At 69.9% G+C, this 16,315-nt stretch carries 13 protein-coding genes and 2 pseudogenes; 7 read left to right on the top strand and 8 right to left on the bottom strand.

From position 1 onward, the window contains the following. Nucleotides 1-534 precede the first annotated feature (534 nt). The 6 genes from AVL59_RS51540 to AVL59_RS22480 all read right to left on the bottom strand — a co-directional run bounded on the left by AVL59_RS51540 (nucleotide 535) and on the right by AVL59_RS22480 (nucleotide 8,214). Nucleotides 535-2,232 carry a hypothetical protein gene (locus tag AVL59_RS51540; RefSeq protein ID WP_067307328.1) on the bottom strand — a complete coding sequence of 566 codons (1,698 nt, stop codon included), beginning with the start codon at nucleotides 2,230-2,232 and terminating at the stop codon, nucleotides 535-537. Between the two features lie 582 nt (nucleotides 2,233-2,814). Next, complete coding sequence (locus tag AVL59_RS22500) at nucleotides 2,815-3,933, bottom strand: hypothetical protein (RefSeq protein ID WP_159400008.1); 1,119 nt, start codon at nucleotides 3,931-3,933, stop codon at nucleotides 2,815-2,817. Between the two features lie 762 nt (nucleotides 3,934-4,695). Continuing rightward, on the bottom strand, nucleotides 4,696-5,802 hold the full coding sequence (locus tag AVL59_RS22495; RefSeq protein WP_067307319.1) for a glycosyltransferase family 4 protein: 1,107 nt from the start codon (nucleotides 5,800-5,802) through the stop codon (nucleotides 4,696-4,698). Between the two features lie 628 nt (nucleotides 5,803-6,430). After that, a complete protein-coding gene (locus tag AVL59_RS22490; RefSeq protein WP_208870427.1) occupies nucleotides 6,431-7,144 on the bottom strand; it encodes a hypothetical protein in 714 nt (237 codons plus the stop codon). 357 nt (nucleotides 7,145-7,501) lie between these two features. Continuing rightward, the gene (locus AVL59_RS22485) at nucleotides 7,502-7,723 is read right to left on the bottom strand and encodes a helix-turn-helix domain-containing protein (protein ID WP_067307313.1); all 222 of its coding nucleotides are present in this window, start codon (nucleotides 7,721-7,723) and stop codon (nucleotides 7,502-7,504) included. Next, on the bottom strand, nucleotides 7,723-8,214 hold the full coding sequence (locus AVL59_RS22480; RefSeq protein ID WP_067307310.1) for a DUF2975 domain-containing protein: 492 nt from the start codon (nucleotides 8,212-8,214) through the stop codon (nucleotides 7,723-7,725). Before AVL59_RS22480 ends, AVL59_RS22485 begins: the two co-directional genes overlap by 1 nt. 237 nt (nucleotides 8,215-8,451) lie before the next feature. On the opposite strand from AVL59_RS22480, the gene AVL59_RS22475 reads away from it, so the two are divergent. From AVL59_RS22475 to AVL59_RS22460, 4 genes are all read left to right on the top strand, one after another. Then, the gene (locus tag AVL59_RS22475) at nucleotides 8,452-9,642 is read left to right on the top strand and encodes an NAD(P)/FAD-dependent oxidoreductase (RefSeq protein ID WP_067307308.1); all 1,191 of its coding nucleotides are present in this window, start codon (nucleotides 8,452-8,454) and stop codon (nucleotides 9,640-9,642) included. A gap of 10 nt (nucleotides 9,643-9,652) precedes the next feature. Continuing rightward, nucleotides 9,653-10,591: a sigma-70 family RNA polymerase sigma factor gene (locus AVL59_RS22470; protein ID WP_067307305.1), complete on the top strand. Its 939-nt coding sequence runs from the start codon at nucleotides 9,653-9,655 to the stop codon at nucleotides 10,589-10,591. A 400-nt stretch (nucleotides 10,592-10,991) separates the two neighbouring features. Beyond that, on the top strand, nucleotides 10,992-11,639 hold the full coding sequence (locus AVL59_RS22465) for a TnsA-like heteromeric transposase endonuclease subunit (RefSeq protein ID WP_237281613.1): 648 nt from the start codon (nucleotides 10,992-10,994) through the stop codon (nucleotides 11,637-11,639). A gap of 158 nt (nucleotides 11,640-11,797) precedes the next feature. Further along, entirely contained in the window at nucleotides 11,798-12,820 is a 1,023-nt protein-coding gene (locus AVL59_RS22460) for a hypothetical protein (protein WP_308281972.1), read from the top strand. A 218-nt stretch (nucleotides 12,821-13,038) separates the two neighbouring features. Here AVL59_RS22460 and AVL59_RS48890 read toward each other — a convergent pair. Further along, nucleotides 13,039-13,230 (bottom strand): annotated as a pseudogene (locus AVL59_RS48890) (helix-turn-helix domain-containing protein); the annotation flags it as partial. 658 nt (nucleotides 13,231-13,888) lie between these two features. On the opposite strand from AVL59_RS48890, the gene AVL59_RS22455 reads away from it, so the two are divergent. Together AVL59_RS22455 and AVL59_RS48885 are read left to right on the top strand one after the other, a co-directional pair. Then, nucleotides 13,889-14,251 (top strand): hypothetical protein, encoded by a 363-nt coding sequence (locus AVL59_RS22455; protein ID WP_079146887.1) that lies wholly within the window; start codon nucleotides 13,889-13,891, stop codon nucleotides 14,249-14,251. 124 nt (nucleotides 14,252-14,375) lie between these two features. Next, nucleotides 14,376-14,864 (top strand): annotated as a pseudogene (locus tag AVL59_RS48885) (MFS transporter); the annotation flags it as partial. Nucleotides 14,865-15,134: 270 nt separating this feature from the next. Here the strand turns inward: AVL59_RS48885 and coaD are convergent. Then, a complete protein-coding gene (gene coaD, locus AVL59_RS22445; RefSeq protein ID WP_067307300.1) occupies nucleotides 15,135-15,560 on the bottom strand; it encodes a pantetheine-phosphate adenylyltransferase in 426 nt (141 codons plus the stop codon). Nucleotides 15,561-15,737: 177 nt separating this feature from the next. Between coaD and AVL59_RS52390 the strand changes: the two genes are divergently transcribed. Beyond that, entirely contained in the window at nucleotides 15,738-15,935 is a 198-nt protein-coding gene (locus tag AVL59_RS52390; protein ID WP_067307297.1) for a hypothetical protein, read from the top strand. Nucleotides 15,936-16,315 lie beyond the last annotated feature (380 nt).

Here is a 16,315-nt window from a genome sequence, read left to right as displayed (position 1 = left end):
CACCCCCTCCGCCTAGGTCGACCACGACCCGCAGCGTCTCCCCCGGCACAACGGCGATGTCTCCGGCGACGAAGCCGCCCCCACCCCCAAGACCGACTCCCCAACCCCCGCCGCCCCAGCAACGGGCGTTGACCGTGGTCACACCGGGGGGAACGATGAAGTCCGCAACGCTGCCGGAATAGTTGAAACGCCGGATGTGGGTGTACGGAGCGATCGGTGCGCTCGCGGCCTGCGCAATAGCCGTGCGGGGCTCAATGACGCTGGCCGGTTGCTGGGGGGCGGGAAGGGTTTCCTGGGGCATGATGTGCCGTCCTTTCGCTGCTGTATGGGGTGGGGGGTTGGCCCTGCCGGGATGCCTTCGGGCCCCGCCTCGCCGAGCGGACTCGCAGCGCGGTGCCGCGGGTGAGCAGATGAAAGATGAAGGCGCCGACGTGGCCGAGGCCCGCCTACCGGCAGGGTCTGTCTGGGGTCGTTGCTCGTGGCTGCACAGGCGTGTGGCACTACGCGCAGGGCCCCAAGCAGGTGATGTTCAGGTCAGATGACCTGGATGGTGGTGGAGGGTGAGGTGCGGTCGCCGATGGCGAAGGCCACGGTGGTGGGTCCCGTGGGGGTGTCGTCGGAGGCGGTGACGCAGACCCACATGACCGACTGGGAGCCGGCTTCGGGAACGCCCAGGTCGACGTCGGGGAAGGTCAGGGTCCGGCCGTCGGCGGAGAGGACTCCCACGTACACGCTGTGGCTGCCGTCGGCCTGCCAGACGGTCAGCTGGTGATCGGGGCCGGCTGCGGTGCCGAACCTGAGCGCGGTATCGGCCGGCAGGGTCGCGGTGACGGTCTGCAGTGCAATGAATTCCGTGCCGCTGTTCTGGACCTCGACCCCCGGGTAGACGGGTGCTCCTTCCCGTTCTGCGGTCACCGGGTCTCCGCCGGGGGAGACGGTGAAGCCGGGTGTGACGATGACCGTTGTGGACGGAGATGGCTTTCCTCCCACGGTGAAGGTCAGGCTGCCGGCGCCGAGGGGGGCCTGGTGGCCGGCGCTCACGGCGACCCACATGACCGTGGTCCCGGGCAGCTGAAGGTCCACGTCCGAGAAGGTGAGCGAGGTTCCGTCCTCGGACAGGCTTCCTGTGTACTGGGCGGTGTTCCCGTCAGCGTTCTGGACGGTCAGCTGGTAGTCGGCAAGGGTCTGCGTGCCGAAGAGCAGATCATGGCTGGTGGGCAGTGCCACCGCCACCGACACCGGGTCGAACGCCACGCCGGCTTCGACATGCACGCCCGGGTACCCGGGCCCTCCGCCCTGCCTCAGCTCCACGTCGGGGGGTCCGCCGGGCGTCACCGTGAACTCCGTCCACTGGAGCACCACCTGGCCGCCTTTGGCCGCGTCGCCGACGGGGGCCTGGTACAGGGGATCGTCCTTGCCGCCTGCCCGGGTGCCGTTGCCGGGCAGGTTGCGTCCGTTGGTGACGCCGGGACCGTTCACAAAGCTGCTGCCGCCACCCCCGCCACTGGCAAACCAGACGGTCTTGGTGCCGAAAGCGGCGCCGCCACCGCCGCCTGCGTAGCCGGCACCACCGCCCATACCGCCCTGGCCTCCGCCTCCGCCTCCGCCCATATCCCCGATCGGCACCTTGCCCCCGATGCCCAAGCCGCTCGGGGCGTTGCTGCCGTTGTGGCCGCTGTTGCCGCCACGCCCTCCGCTATAGCCACCGGGGGGAGCGACCGTGCCGGCGCCGCCGGTGGCACCCGAAGCTCCACGCGCCGGCGTGCCTGTCCACCCGCCGCCCGAGTGCGTCTGTCCGTCGGAGCCGCTGATGCCGCCGCCTGCACCACCGTATGCATTGCCGACATACGAAATGCCCGCTCCGCCTCCGCCGGCGATCAGAAGCGGCTTCCCCAGCCGCTGGCTGAACAGGCCACTCATACCGCCTCCATTGCCTGCGCTCCCCAAGGTGACCACGACCCGCAGCGTCTCCCCCGGCACGACGGCGATGTCTCCGGCGACGAAGCCGCCCCCGCCCCCGAGACCGGCTCCATGGCCTCCGCCGCCCCAGCAGCGGGCGTTGACGGTGGTGACTCCGGGGGGAACGGTGAAGTCCACGGCGCTGCTGGAATAGTTGAAACGCCGGATGTGGGTGTAGGGGGCGAGAGGCGCGCTCGCGGCCTGCGCAACAGCCGCACGGGGCTCAATGACGCTGGCCGGTTCCAGGGTGGCGGGAAGGGTTTCCTGGGGCATGATGTGCCGTCCTTTCGTTGCGGATTGAGCAGATTCCATTCGGCTTGCAGGTGAGGCAGCTCTGTGCGGGCAATGCCCTGCATGCGGCGGATGTTCTTCAGGGGCGCTGTGGTGCAGTCCGACGTCCTGGCGGTCGGCGCCCAGGGAGGCGACGCGGTGGTCCGGCTTCGCCGCGTCCTGCGGTCAGGGACACGTGCGTCGCTCGGCTCCGGGCTCCGGGGCACCGCCCCCGGGTGTGCGGCTCATCTCGCCGGCGTCGACGAGCGTGCCGATCGCGCGCCCGTGCCAGCCGTTCGGGTGGCTGGTCCTGCTGAGGGATTCGACGGCGTCGCACCACAGGTCCAGGTCGGGGGCGGCGCTGAGTTCGATGGAGCGGGCCCTGGCCCGGCGGGAGGCCCGCTCCCAGGTGCCCGGATCCCGCAGGGAGGTCAGGGCGTGGATCCAGGCGTTGAGGTCGTCGCGGTAGGCGAAGATCCCGGCTTCGCCGAAAAACTCGACGAGGCCAGGGGTGGGATGGGGCGATGACCGGGATGCCGGAGGCGAACGCGTCCACCGCCACCCGATCCAGAACTTCCCGGCCTGTCAGATGACGTTGATGGTGGTGGAGGGTGTGGTTCGATCGCCGACGGTGAACTCGAGGTGCGTGGGGCCAGTGGGTGTGTCGTCGGAGGCGCTCACGCAGACCCACATGGCCGACTGTGATCCGTCCCCGGGGATTCCCAGGTCGACATCGGAGAAGGTCAGTGTCTGGCCGTTGTCGGAGATGCTCCCCATGTACACGGTGATGTTCTGGTCGGCACCCCAGACGGTCAGCTGGTGATCGGGGCTGTCTTGCGTACCGAACCCCATGTCGGCGTCGGCCGGGAGGACCGCGGTGACCGTTTGCAGCGGGATGGCCTGCGATCCGTTGTTCTGCACCTCCACACCCGGATACACGGGCAGCCCTCCCCTCTCGACAGCCACCGGGGCACCGCCGGGCGAGACGCTGAAATTCGGGGCAACGACGATCGTCGTGGAGGGCGAGGGCTTTCCTCCCACGGTGAAGGTCAGGCTGGTGGCTCCGAGCGGGGCATCGTGGCCGGCGCTCACGGCCACCCACATGACGGTCGTGCCGGACAGTTCCAGGTCCACGTCCGAGAAAACGAGCGAGGTTCCGTCCTCGGAGAGGCTTCCTACGTACTGGACGGTTTCGTGGCCAGTGTTCTGGACGGTCAGCTGGTAGTCGGCGAGGGTCTGCGTGCCGAAGAGCAGACCGCGGTCGGCGGGCAGGGCCACTGTCACCGTCGCCGGGTCGAACGCCATGTCGGATTCGACATGGACTCCGGGGTAGCCGGCCCGTCCGCCCTGCCTCAGCTCCACGTCAGGCGGACCGCCCGGCGTCACCGAGAACTCCGTCCACTGCAGCACCACCTGGCCGCGGTTGCCCGCGTCGCCGACAGGAGACTGGTACAGGGGATCGTCCTTGCCGCCCGCTTGGGTGGCGTTGCCGGCCAGGGTGCGGCCCCCGGTGACACCGGGACCGTTCACGAGGCTGCTGCCACCGGCCCCGCCGCTGTAGAAGGCGGCGGCGGTGCCGCCGATACCGAGGCCGCCACCGCCGCCCGCGTAGCCGGCGCCCCCGCCGCTGGAGCCGCCGTAGCCGGCACCCCCGCCTCCGCCCATGCCGGGGATCGGCACCTGGCCCCCAGGGGATCCGTTCACGTTGGCGCCGCCGTTCTGGCCGGTGTTGCCGCCGCGCCCCCCCGCAGCTGGTGTTGGTGGAGATGGCCCCGCCGGCGCCGCCGGTGGAACCCGAAGCTCCATGCGCCGGCGGTCCGGTCCAGCCGCCCCACGAGCCCGTCCGTGCGTCAAAACCGCTGGTGCCGCCGCCCGCACCACCCCGCACATCAGGGTTGTCCAACGAGCATGCTCCGCCTCCGCCGGCGATCAGCAGCGTTTGCCCCAGCCGCTGGCTGAACAGGCCGCTCATGCCGCCCCCTCCGGAGGGGCCTCCTCCCAGGTCGACGACGACCCGCAGGGTCTCCCCCGGCACCACGGCGATGTCCCCGGTGGCGAAACCGCCCCCGCCCCCAGTGCTGAGCCCAGCGCCCCCGCCGCCCCAGCAGCGGGCGTTGACCGTGGTGACGCCAGGAGGAACGGTGAAGTTCTCCACGCTGCCGGAAAAGCTGAAACGCCGGATGTGGGTGTACGGAGCGATCGGTGCGCTCGCGGCCGGGGCAATGGCCGCCCGGGGCTCGATCACACTGGCGGGCTCGAGGGCGGCGGGGAGGGTTTCCTGGGGCATGGCGTGTCGTCCTTACGTTGCAGGTTGAGCTGATTTCCCGTTGTTCGCATGGCACGCAGACAGGTCCGCAAGCCAAGTGCGCGGCGGGTGCCGGGCGTTGTTCCGGGGCTGTTGCGGTGCGGGGCGGTGTCGTTGTCCGGGGCTGCGGAGGCGTGGTCCGGCTGCGCTGGGCAGTGCCGTCAGGGGCAGGTGTGTCTTTCGGCTCCCGCATCCGCGACGTCGCCCCCGGGGCTGCGGCTCATCTCGCCGGCGTCGACGAGCGTGCCGATCGCGCGCCTGCGCAAGCTGGTGCGTGAGCTGGTCCTGCTCAGGGATTCGACGGCGTTGCACCAGAGGTCGAGGTCGGGAGCTGCGCTGAGTTCGATGGAGCGGGCCCTGGCCCGGCGGGAGGCGCGGTCCCAGTTGCCCGGGTCCCGCAGGGAGGTCAGGGCGTGGATCCAGGCGTTGAGGTCGTCGCGGTAGGCGAAGATGCCGGCTTCGCCGAGGGACTCGACGAGGCCGGGTGTGGGGTGGGCGATGACCGGGATGCCGGAGGCGAACGCCTCCACCGCCACCCGCCCCCACGACTCGTACAGGCTCGGCATGAGCATCACGCGGGAGCGGCTGTAGACGTGCTCGCGCATCTGCTGTCCCGGCACCGAGTCGGCCACTTCGCAGTTGGGCAGCCGTGGGGGTGGCATGACCTGCTGCCCGTAGGCGCCGCGGACGCCGAGGAAGTTCCATTCCGGGGTCCAGGCGGCGATCTGCCAGAACACCTCGCCGCCCTTGTCGGAGTTGAGGTTGACGAGGGTCGCGCAGGCGCCGGGCTGAGTGCGGTACTCCTCGGCGATCACCGGTGGGCGCACGACGATGCTGTTCCTGGGCAGGAACTCGCGTGGGTAGCGGGCGTAGAAGATCTCGCCGTCCCGTCTGATCCACTCGCTGTTGTAGACGACGAGGTCGGCGCCGGCCGCGTTGTGGAAGCTGGTGGCGAAGTTGTCGTGGCAGATCACGGCCAGGGGGATGCGGCGGTCCCGCGCGAGCCCTGCCACCAGCGGCACGTTCTCGAAGTGGGACAACAGCACGTCCGCCGTCTGGGCGCGGGCGGCGAAGTCCATGCCTTCCTGATAGGGGACGACCTGCACCCCGTCGATCTCGTAGGTCTTCTCGATCCTTCCGGGGTGCGAGAGCCAGACCTCCACCTGGTGACCACGCTCGGCCAGCGGGCGGAGCATCGAGTGCAGCATCCACTCGGAGCCGGCGTTGTGGCCGGGCGGATACCCGTACACCCGGGCCACGATCGACATACACCGCCCCTTAGGTCTCACGGCCAGCCTGATTGGGCGGGATGCCGCTGTCTCCACCTGCAACTTTCTCCCAACGAGTCGAAACGACAACGTTGGTGCGTCAGGCGGAGCAGGTCTGCGTGCCCTCTGCAACGCTCGAGCGGGGCGACACCTACACGTTCGGCGAGAACACCAACACCCCGCCAACTACCCTGCGTTGCCGATCGAATGCTCTGTGTGTCCATCGTGTGGGTAAGCGTACGGAAGCACTCAACGGCGCAACCCCACACGTCACTTGACCGCACGAACGGCCCGCGCGCGCCCCGCACCGGCTGCGGGAAGGAGGGTGAGCCGGCCGCCGGCCCGCTCGGCGATCGCAGTGGCCTCGGGGGTCTGGACGCAGGTGAACCGCGGGCGGTTGCCAGGGACGATCCGGTCCCAGGCCAGACCGTAACGCTGGGTCCAGGCCCGGCCGTCAGCCTGGTTCCACCGCTCGATCGAGGGGCATCCCGAACGGCGGGTTGCCCAAGGAGCAGCCGGCCAATCCCGCCGGGCAACCAGGAAGCACCGCTCCTACGCGAGCAGCACGGCCCACTCGGCCCGCTCTTCGGTGGCTGCGCGGTCCTCGTGCCCACTCGCGGCCGCGGTGTCAGGCCACAGGCGCATGTGGCAACCCGGCAATGTGCAGCCACGTTCGGGCGACGTCCTGGCCAACCGATTCGAGGCCGGCTGTCGGCCGGCCGAAGTGGCCATACAGGCGTCGCAGCATCGACAGGGTCGCGAGCGGAGCTCCGGCACAGCGAAAAGCAGCTTCCTGGGGGCTGAACTGCATTTGCCTGTAGACGAAGTGGTCGTCCGGTCCGGTCTCAGGGGCCCCTGAGACTTCCGCGTAGAACATCGTCAATCCATGGGTTTGGCCATGCACGACAGCCGAGGTGGCCCGCCACAGCAGGACTCCTAGCGCGCTGCGGCCCGGCGCGATGATGTCGCCGGCCAGCTCTGTGGTGCTGGGAACCGGGCACGGACCGAGGTAGCAGGGCCTGACCTTGTCCGCGATCTTTCCCTTGACGGAGAAGCCGTGGTGCCGTGCGGCATGCAGGATCTTCGCGGTGCGTTCTCGCGGATGCCGGCGGGCGCCCTCCGCAGCTGGCGTCGAATCGTCCCCGACCGTCAATTCCTGCTCTTTCAGGCTCTGCAGTCGGTAGTTCATGTGCCGGCGTACCCGCTCGCGCGTGCCGATGTCCGGCTCCGTCTGAAACCATGGCTTTGTCGCAATGTCCAGGGCGCTGCGGGCTACCGTGTGCGAGGCCGTTAGACCACTGGGCGAAGTGAACGGAAGACCGAGGCTGTCGAGGTGGTCCATGACAGCCATGACTGGCGATATAGGCGCCAGATGCGCGTCGTGCACCGGGCAGGCCCCCACTCGCCCGCGAGGCCGTCGTCCTGCAACTCCAGGGCAGCCGCCGAGCCCGGTACATTCTGGCCGTTGTACCGGGCGTAGGTGTTGTCGAACTCCTGGTGACGTCTTTGCAGGGAGCGGCTCAGCACATGCCACGCATCTGTCGTCACGGCTTCGACGGTAGGCCGCATTCCAGCCACACGCGCGTGAATATACGAAAGCACTGCCATCGGCTGGGAGGGTCCGGACGCTGATCTGGCCGTAAATGGAGTCCCTTGGTCCTGCAGGGCTTCGGCGTAGTCAGGCCCGCCCTGGGGCACGTCATCCGCCCGCGGCGTCCTCGGCCTCCCAGCGCAGCAGGTCACCCGGCTGGCACTCGAGCACCTCGCAGAGCGCGGCGAGCGTCGCGAAGCGCACCGCCTTGGCCCGGCCGTTCTTGAGTACCGCCAGATTGGCGGGCGTGATCCCTACCCGGTCCGCGAGCTCGCCCACGGACATCCTCCGCCTGGCCAGCATCACGTCGATGTCGACGGCGATCGGCATCAGATCACCTCGTCCAGCTCGGCCTGCATCTGTGCCGCCTCGACGTCGCGCGCGACGGCCTGGGCGAGCAGCATCCGCAGCACGAGCACGATAAGGGCGACCCCCAGGATGGCCACGCCGACCCCGCCCATGATGACGGTGACGCCCGGGTCCGCGCGCTGGCCCGGCGCGTTGAGGGCCGTGACGGCGAACCACGCGAGGGCGGCCGCCACGATCGCGCCGATCACGCCGTCCACGTACCGGAAGGCGGCGTGGGAGAACACGGTTCCGCGTCGCACCATCGCCACCAGCCGCCATACGCAGACCAGGGCAACCTGGGCCGACACCATCCCCAGGATCGTGATCACGCGCAGCGGGGTCAGCGGGAGCGACCCGTCCTCCGGGTCGCTCCCGCTGGCCAACGCCCACACCATTCCTGCCTGTACGAACACGGTGCCGGCGAGCACCACCACGAGCACGGCGCGCAGCGCACGCACTGCCAGCTTCCCCATGACCCATCCCCCCTATCGACTTGCGATGGAAATCTATCGAATATCGATAGGTGAAACAAGGGCTGGTATCGAATAGTTGGCCATCGCTCCCGTTTCGGCTGCCCAAGACAGGCACAAGCGCCCGTCGGAGGCTCAGCCGCTCGTCTCAGTTCGGTGACCCGCATCACACCCGGCTCCTGTCAGCAATCGCAGCGCCGTCTCGTTCAAGGGGCACGCGAACGAGACAGGAGCAACGCCATGAAGCACCGCATCGTGGTACTCGGCGCCGGATACGCCGGGGCCTTCGCCGCCGGAAACCTGGCCCGCCGGCTCTCCCCCGCCGACACCGAGATCACCGTCGTCAACGCCGTGCCCGACTTCGTCGAGCGGATGCGGCTCCACCAGCTCGCGATCGGCCAGGACCTCGCGGTCCGCAAGCTCACCGACGTATTCGCGGGCACCGGGGTGCGGCTGCGCCTGGCGCGCGTCACCGGCGTCGACCCCGAACGCAGGACCGTCGCCGTGACCGGCGAGGACGGCGACGGCGAGCTCGCGTACGACACGCTTCTCTACGCGCTCGGCAGCTCCGCAGCCCACCATGGCGTTCCCGGCGTGGCCGAGTACGCCTTCGATGTCACCGGCCTGTCCTCGGCGCTGCGTCTGCGCGAGCGCCTGGCCGGCCTGGGCGAGGGCGGCACCGTGCTGGTCGTCGGTGAGGGGCTGACCGGCATCGAGACCGCCACCGAGTTCGCCGATTCCCGGCCCGACCTCACGGTCGCGCTCGCCGCCCGCGGCGAGCTGGGCGCCTGGCTCTCCCCGAAGGCCCGTCGTCACCTGCGCCAGGCCTTCGACCGGTTCGGCATCACCGTCCACGAGCACACCGGCATCGAAGCCGTCGAGCCGACACGGGCGATCGCCGCCGACGGTACGCCCATCCCGGCCGACGTGACCGTGTGGGCGGCCGGGTTCGCCGTGCACCCCATCGCGGCCGCCAGCGGCCTGAAGGTCGCCGAGACCGGCCAGATCGTCGTCGACCGCACCATGCGCTCGGTCTCGCACCCGGACGTCTACGCCGCCGGCGACAGCGCCTACGCGATCGGCGAGAACGGCCGGCCGCTGCCGATGTCCTGCGCCTCGGCCGGCTACACCAACATGCAGGCAACCGCCGCGATCATCGCGCGCCTGACGGGCAGCAAGGTCCCGACCACCGGGCTGAAGTACCACGGCAACCACATCAGCCTCGGGCGGCAGGACGCGATCTTCCAGATGGTGGACGGGGACGTCCACTCGAAGTCCTGGTACCTGGGCGGCCGGAGCGCCGTGTGGCTCAAGTCGGGCATTCTCAAGGGGGCCGGGTGGAGCATCGCCCACCCGACCTTCGGCATGCCGAAGCACAAGCGCCGCCTGGCCACCACGCCTGACCGGGCCGGTGTGAGGGCCGCCGCATAGGCTGCTCCGCATGAACAGCGCAGCCATCGATCGGTTCGAGGCCAGCCGGGGCCGGCTGGCCTCGCTCGCGTACCGTCTGCTCGGCTCGGCCGCCGACGCCGAGGACGCCGTGCAGGACGCGTTCCTGCGCTGGCAGGCCGCGGACCGGGAACGTATCGATGTGCCGGAAGCGTGGCTGACCAAGGCCGTCACCAACCTCTGCCTCGACCGGCTCCGCTCGGCCCAGGCGCGCCACGAGCGAGCGGCCGGTGCCTCGCTGCCCGAGCCACTCCTCGAGGGCGACCCGATGCTCGGCCCTGCCGATACCTTCGAGCAGCGCGAATCGGTGTCCTTGGCCGTACTGACCCTCATGGAGCGCCTCTCGCCCGTCGAGCGGGCCGCCTACGTCCTGCGCGAGGCCTTCTCCTACCCCCACGCCGAGATCGCCGGGATCCTCGACATCACCGAGTCCGCGAGCCAGCAGCATGTCCACCGGGCCCGACGCCGGGTCGCCGCCGAGCGCCGCGGCGGCGACGAGGTGGACCCCGCGTCCGCGCGCCGGATCGTCGAGGAGTTCCTCGCCGCCGCCACGTCAGGGCGCACCGAACGGCTGGTGGCGCTGCTCACCGACGACGCGACCGCGGTCTCGGACGGCTACGGACTGGCCAGGCGGCTGCTGCGGTACACCACGCGCGAGCGGGTCGCCTCGTACGTGCGGGCCGGCTTCAAGCCCACGCCGGCGAAGCGGCGGCTGGCCGGCGGCTCCCCCGCGTTCCACATCGCGATGGTCAACGGCTCCCCGGCCGTCCTCGCCGTGGTCGACGACCGGGTCGTGGGCGCCGTGGCTTTCGAAGTCAGCGACGGCAAGGTCGCGTTCCTGCGCGGCATCGCCGCCGCGGACCGGCTCGCGCGCCTCAATGTGGCCTGGCGGCAGCACGAACCCGACGCGCCGGTCATCAGCGCATGGTGACCAGAGCCACCGGAATCCAGTGACCTGAGTCGGAGCGAGGACGGCACCCCTTCGGCCCCAGCGCTGCACAGCAGCACGGGGGCCGAAGCACGTCGGTCTCCCGAAGCAGACCCGGCCATGCAGTTCGGATCCCCGATGGCCAACTACGAATCGTCATGGAGGGCTGGCCAAGGCCCGGATGACTGGCAACTCACCGAAGATGTCGACGACTTCCTCGCCCCGAGCCGGAGACCTCCTGCGCTCGCGGCCCGCCAGGAGGCAGACCCTAGCTGAAGGACCGGCTGAAAACGCCGGGCGCCCGCGCCGGAAGGCGCCAAGCGTTAGTGCATGCCCTACCCCTTCGGGGTCCAAATCCCCAAAACCACCGTAGCTGCCAGCGGATACGGCTTGGCTGAAGCAGATGATCAACACGGGTGCAGCCGGGCCCGGGAGCCGGGCGAAGCGGGTGAAGACGGAGCGGGGCGCACGGTTCGAGGCGGTCTTCCTCGACCCCGTCGGGCAGACGGTCCAGCAGCGGTGGGCGGACGCGGCCCTGGCGGTGGCCTTCGAGGACCTGCCGCCCGTGTCCGCGTTCCCGGCCGTGCCGGGGCGGCGGCGGGGACCGGGCCTGTGGTGGTCGGCTACGACCGGACGGCACGTGACCGCGGGATCGAACGCGATGCGCACCCAGTTGATGATGCTGGACCGCGACCCGGACGTGACCGGGCCGGCGGGGCGGCCGGTACGGCTGCTGTGGTGCAATCCCCGCGGGCAGGTCCGCTCCTGGGTGCCTCAGCTCTTCGCCCGCTACACCGACAAAACCGCGCTGCTCGCCGATTGCCCCAGCCACTCCGACGCCGGCGGCGAACGCGCGATGAGGGCCGCCGAGGCGGTGGCGGAGGCGTGCGCGCACATCGGCTGGACCTACCAGCGGCTTGCGCCGCTGGATGAGGTGGTGGCGGCGAACCTGAAATGGCTGGCCGGCTACCGCCACCCCCGCAACGCCGGCCGCACCGGCCTGATGCCCGCCGTCCTCGAGGCGTTCACGCGGCCGCGGCCGCTACTCTAAGGCGCCGAAGCGGCCGGCGACCCGATCGAGGTCCTCCCCGTCGTCTTCCACGCCCTGTGGCATGGACAGTTGACGACACCGCTGCAGACGCCGCTGCACGAACGCGTCCTCGTCGGCCCGCGGGGCTGGAGCGGCCCCGGCAAGACGGGAGGTGCCAGGTGACCGCGCGGCGGAATGCCCGGCCGGCCGTGAAGATCGGGGCTCACGTCCGTTTCCGCGGCGTGAAGTGGCAGGTGGTCGCCCTGTCCGGGCAAGGCATCCACCTCGTCGGCCCGGACGGCGGCGGTGAGGCCGTGCTCGCCGGGCACCTGTTCGCCGACCCCGGCTTCGCCGTCATCGGGGCCGACGTGCCCCAGGCGGCCCCGCAGTGGGGGCTGTTCGAAACCGCCCCTGCCGCGGCGCGCGAGAAGGCACTGGCCTGGCAGCGGCATGTAAGGGAAGTCGAATGCGGACTGCCCGGCGGGCCCGGCAGCGAAGGAGCGGTACGGCCGCAGTACGACGCCGAGCGCTTCACTCTGGCCGAGCGGGAGCAGACCAAGGCCGAGGAGCTGACCGCGCTGGGCTCCGGCCGCGTCTCGCGCACCACGGTGCAGCGCATGCGCCCGGCCTACCGCAAGCAGGGCCTGTGGGGACTGGTGGACCACCGCACCACGCGCGCATCCACCCCCACAGGGCGGGCCGACGAACGGGTCGTCGCCGCCGTCCGCGAGGCACTGCGCCGCCGACGCGGCCGCTCCACAGGCACCATCAACGGCCTGTTCCCGCCGATCAACCAGATCCTTGAAGACCAGCACGGCCCCGGCACGGTGCCCGCGCCGTCCCAGGCCACGCCGTACCGGCTCGTCACCACCCTCGCCCGCCCCGGCGAACTGCCCGCCGGGCCCGTCCGGCAGACCCCCGCGAGCTTCGACGGGCGGGCCTTCACCCCCACCACGGCGCTGCGGCCCGGCGAGCAGGTCCAGGTCGACACCACCCGCCTGGACGTCCTCGCCCTCTTCGACGACGGCACCCTCGCCCGCCCCGAACTCACCACCGCCGTCGACGTCGCCACCCGCGCCATCGTCGCCGCCGTCCTGTGCCCCGGCGCGACCAAGGCCGTCGACGCGTCCCTGCTACTGGCGGAGATGGCCGTCCCGCGCCCCGCCCGGCCCGCCGTCAGCAGGGCGGTGAGCAGGAAGTAGCGTGCCGCGGGTCTTCTCCCACGCCCATGTCGGGCCTGACGGCCGCTGGCCTCGCCCTTCAAGAGCGTGTCCGGCTCGTCCGGCGGGACGGCTGCGGGATGTGGATCGTCACCGCGGTTGGGTGCCGTCGTGGCGGGAGCGGTCGGCAACTCGGCGTCAACGGGCCCGGCCAGAGCCGGTGGTAACGCCTGACGGGCAAGGCGAAGGAGTTCCTCGCCCTCCTCCTCTGGCAGGCCGAGGGCCGTGGCCAGCAGCCGCAGCGTTTCCCGGCGGGGCCGGGCAACCCTGCCGTGTTCGAGGTCACGGATGGCCCGCACGCTCAGCCCGGAGCGTTCGGCGAGCTCCTCCTGCGTCAGCCCGGCCCCACTGCGCCGGGCGCGCAACAGCGCCCCGAATCCACCCTCGCTCATCACGCCCCCGCCGGATGATCTGAAGCTGTGCAGGTGAGTACACCACAGGGTGTCTGCCGGGAAAACTGCCGGTCTTTCTTCCGCCTGTTCTGCCTGGTCACCGCCGTGAGCGGCTGCGGACGATCAGGACCGGAAACCGAAACGAAAGGAGTAGGCGCATGCGTCGCTCGACCCGAACCAGTCCCCGCCGCAGCCGTTTACGCGTGTCCCGCACAGCAGCCACACTCGCCACCGCCACAGTCATGGCCGCAACCAGTGTGACGCTCTCAAGCGGGACGGCTCACGCGGAGATGCTGTCCCACCACGTGGTGTAGCCGATCATGTCGCCCATCGGGTCGATCTTGAGTGCGCATGCCCTTTCGTAGGGCTCACTCCATCTCCCCGATGGGAAGCAAGGGCCGGCCGACGGGACGTCAGACCGCAGGTGACCTGCTGATTTGGCGCGCATGATCGGCCACCCCACTTCGTGGGGCGCGACCCGTCAACACCCGTGCTCCTGTCAGGCCGAGTCCGGGCAAGGGGCGTACGGAGTCGTACGGGAAAATCCTCACATGCACCGACTGTCCATGACGATTGTCAACCGGGGCCGGGCATCGACCACTGACTGAACCAGCTCAGATATGCCCCTTTGCCCGTCACTACCTCCGAAGGAGTAACCGTGAAGATCGGACGCAGGATCAAGTTCGCTGCGGCAGGGATCGCCGCAGCAAGCCTCGTCGCCGTCTCGGCCAGCGCTGCGTCAGCAGCCAGCCTGGGTGGGGATGCGTTCGCCGGCAACTGCCATGCGTACATCCTCCCCTACTCTGACATGTACGCCTACGGTCACGTCGACGGGCCCGCCAACGAGTGCAAGGTGGACCTGTGGCAGGTGAACACTCAGACTGGCGGCAGCACGCACACCGGCTGGGGAGGCGGAGTGAACACGTGGCCGGAGTACCACAACGACGGTGTACACAAGCTCTCTGTAGAGGTCTGGGACATCAACACCAACCAGGTTGGCTGGGGCTCTTGGGTCTTCTGATCTGCCCGAGCTGAGGGAGAGTGAACATTCTCCTCCCTTGGGGCTGGTACGCCATCCAGGTGCCGGGCCGAATCGTGCCAGCCCGGCACCAACACCGCTCTGCGCAAGACCTGTTCACCCGAAGTTGCCGACCGGGTTCGAACGGCTGTGGACTGCGCAGACGGTGTCCTCGCTCGGTGACGGGGTGTCGCATGCCGCGCTGCCGCTGCTCGCATGGACGTTGACGCGGGATCCGATGACCCTCGCCGTCGTCACGGCCGCCGGAACACTGCCGTGGCTGCTCTTCGGGGTGCCCGGCGGTGCGCTGGTGGACCGCTGGGACCGTCGGCGCACGATGCGGGCCATGGACGCGGCGCGTGCGGTGCTGCTCGCCATACCGGCGGCAGCGGCCGCGCTCGGCGTGCTGAGCATTCCGCTGTTCGCGGCCGTCGCCTTCCTCCCCGGCCTCGGCGGACTCTTCTTCGACACGGCCGCCACGGCCTTTCTGCCGGATCTGCTCGGCCGCGACCCCGCGCTCCTGGAGCGACCCAACTCCCGCCTGCGCGGTGCCCAGACCGCCATGTCCGGCTTCGCGGGGCCGCCTGCGGGCAGTGCGCTGCTCGCGCCCGGGCGTGAGCCGATCTCTAAAGTCCGCGCACGAGCGCTGGGTGCAGCAGGAGAGGCAGCCCCGCGCCAACGGCCCCAGCTCCGCTGGCCCCAGTGGGCAAGCGTGACATTGAGCTCCGCTACGGGGTCCACGGCCATCAAGCGAAGGGCACGCAACCGACCCCGGGATCTGAAAGGGAATCTCCTTAGTGCTGCAACGGTGCTTGTTCTGAGCACTGGGCAGTTTCAGGAACCCTCGCTGCCGCCCTCAGCTGCTGGAAGAAGCTCGCTCAAGTCATCATTCGGGGACACGGTCCTGTTGACTCATCGCGGTGACGAGGGTGGAGGAGATGTGGGCCAGGGCGGGGTCTGCAGCGATGAAGAACGTTTCGACTCCGGCCAGTTCGTGGTTCATGCGGGCCATCGGCATTTCGTAGTCCAGGTCGGGAACGCCACGGACTCCGCGGATGACGACGTCGATTCCGACTCGGCGGCAGTAGTCGACCAGCAGGCCGCCGGTATGGGAGTCGACCGTGACATTGCTCAAGTCAGTTGCTGCCGCGCGGAGCCGGTCCAGCCGTTCCGTGATGGGGAACCGGCCGCTCTTGTTCGGATTGAACATCACGCACACGACGACCTCGTCGAACAGGAGGGCAGCGCGCCGGAGTACGTCCTGGTGCCCTTGAGTGACCGGGTCGAAGGATCCCGGGAAGAGGGCTCGCATGACCGGAAAGAGTAACAAGCCGCCGCCCCCGGTGGTGAAGCGCCAGGGCGGCCAAGACCCCCAAGATCAAGCGTGGCAGGGAGAACGTCTAGCAGGACGGGACAACCGCAACGTCACACGTAGATCACGGCCACGTGGGACACGCTCCTGGCGGGTGCGCCAGGAGCGGACTTCCAGGTGGAGGATCTGGACGTCGGGATGGATGCGTCCGGTTTCCACGAGCCATTGATGGACGGCGGCGGTGACGTCTCCAGCGACGGCGTCGACTCGTCGGGCGAAGTCGACGGCGTCGAATCCGCCGGTCTGGGCGGAGCCGTAGGAGCGTTCTTCGGTGTGGTCAGCACGTTGGATGACGTCGCGGCGGATTCCAGATGAGTCGGTGCGGCTGCCGGAGGGGTGCAGGTAGCCGGTCTTGGCGAGGCGCACGGTGAACGCCAAACGCAGTCCCAGGCGGGCGGCTTCGGCGATCAGAGGGCGCAGGCGGGCGGAGCCGGAAGCGCGATGGCTTGGTGGCCGACGCGGCCGGTGCCCGAGCCAGTAGGGGTGATCAGGACGGCTTTTCCGCGTACGCGGGCGCGAGCGCCGGAGGCGGTGGTGCGGCGGGTGATGTAGCGACCCGCGATGGTGGCGAGTTCGGGGACGTCGGTGATGCCGCCTGCTTCGACGGCAGTGAGGACCTGCTGAAGTGCTGTGACGAAGGCGCGCCTTTGTTCTTGGTGTAGAACTGCGAGACCAGGGAGGGACCCCGATTGGTG

It is taken from the genome of Streptomyces griseochromogenes, assembly GCF_001542625.1.
GTDB classification, from domain to species: Bacteria; Actinomycetota; Actinomycetes; order Streptomycetales; family Streptomycetaceae; genus Streptomyces; species Streptomyces griseochromogenes.
The sequence above is the reverse complement of the archived record's forward strand: the minus strand, read 5'-3'. Positions and strand labels throughout refer to the sequence as shown.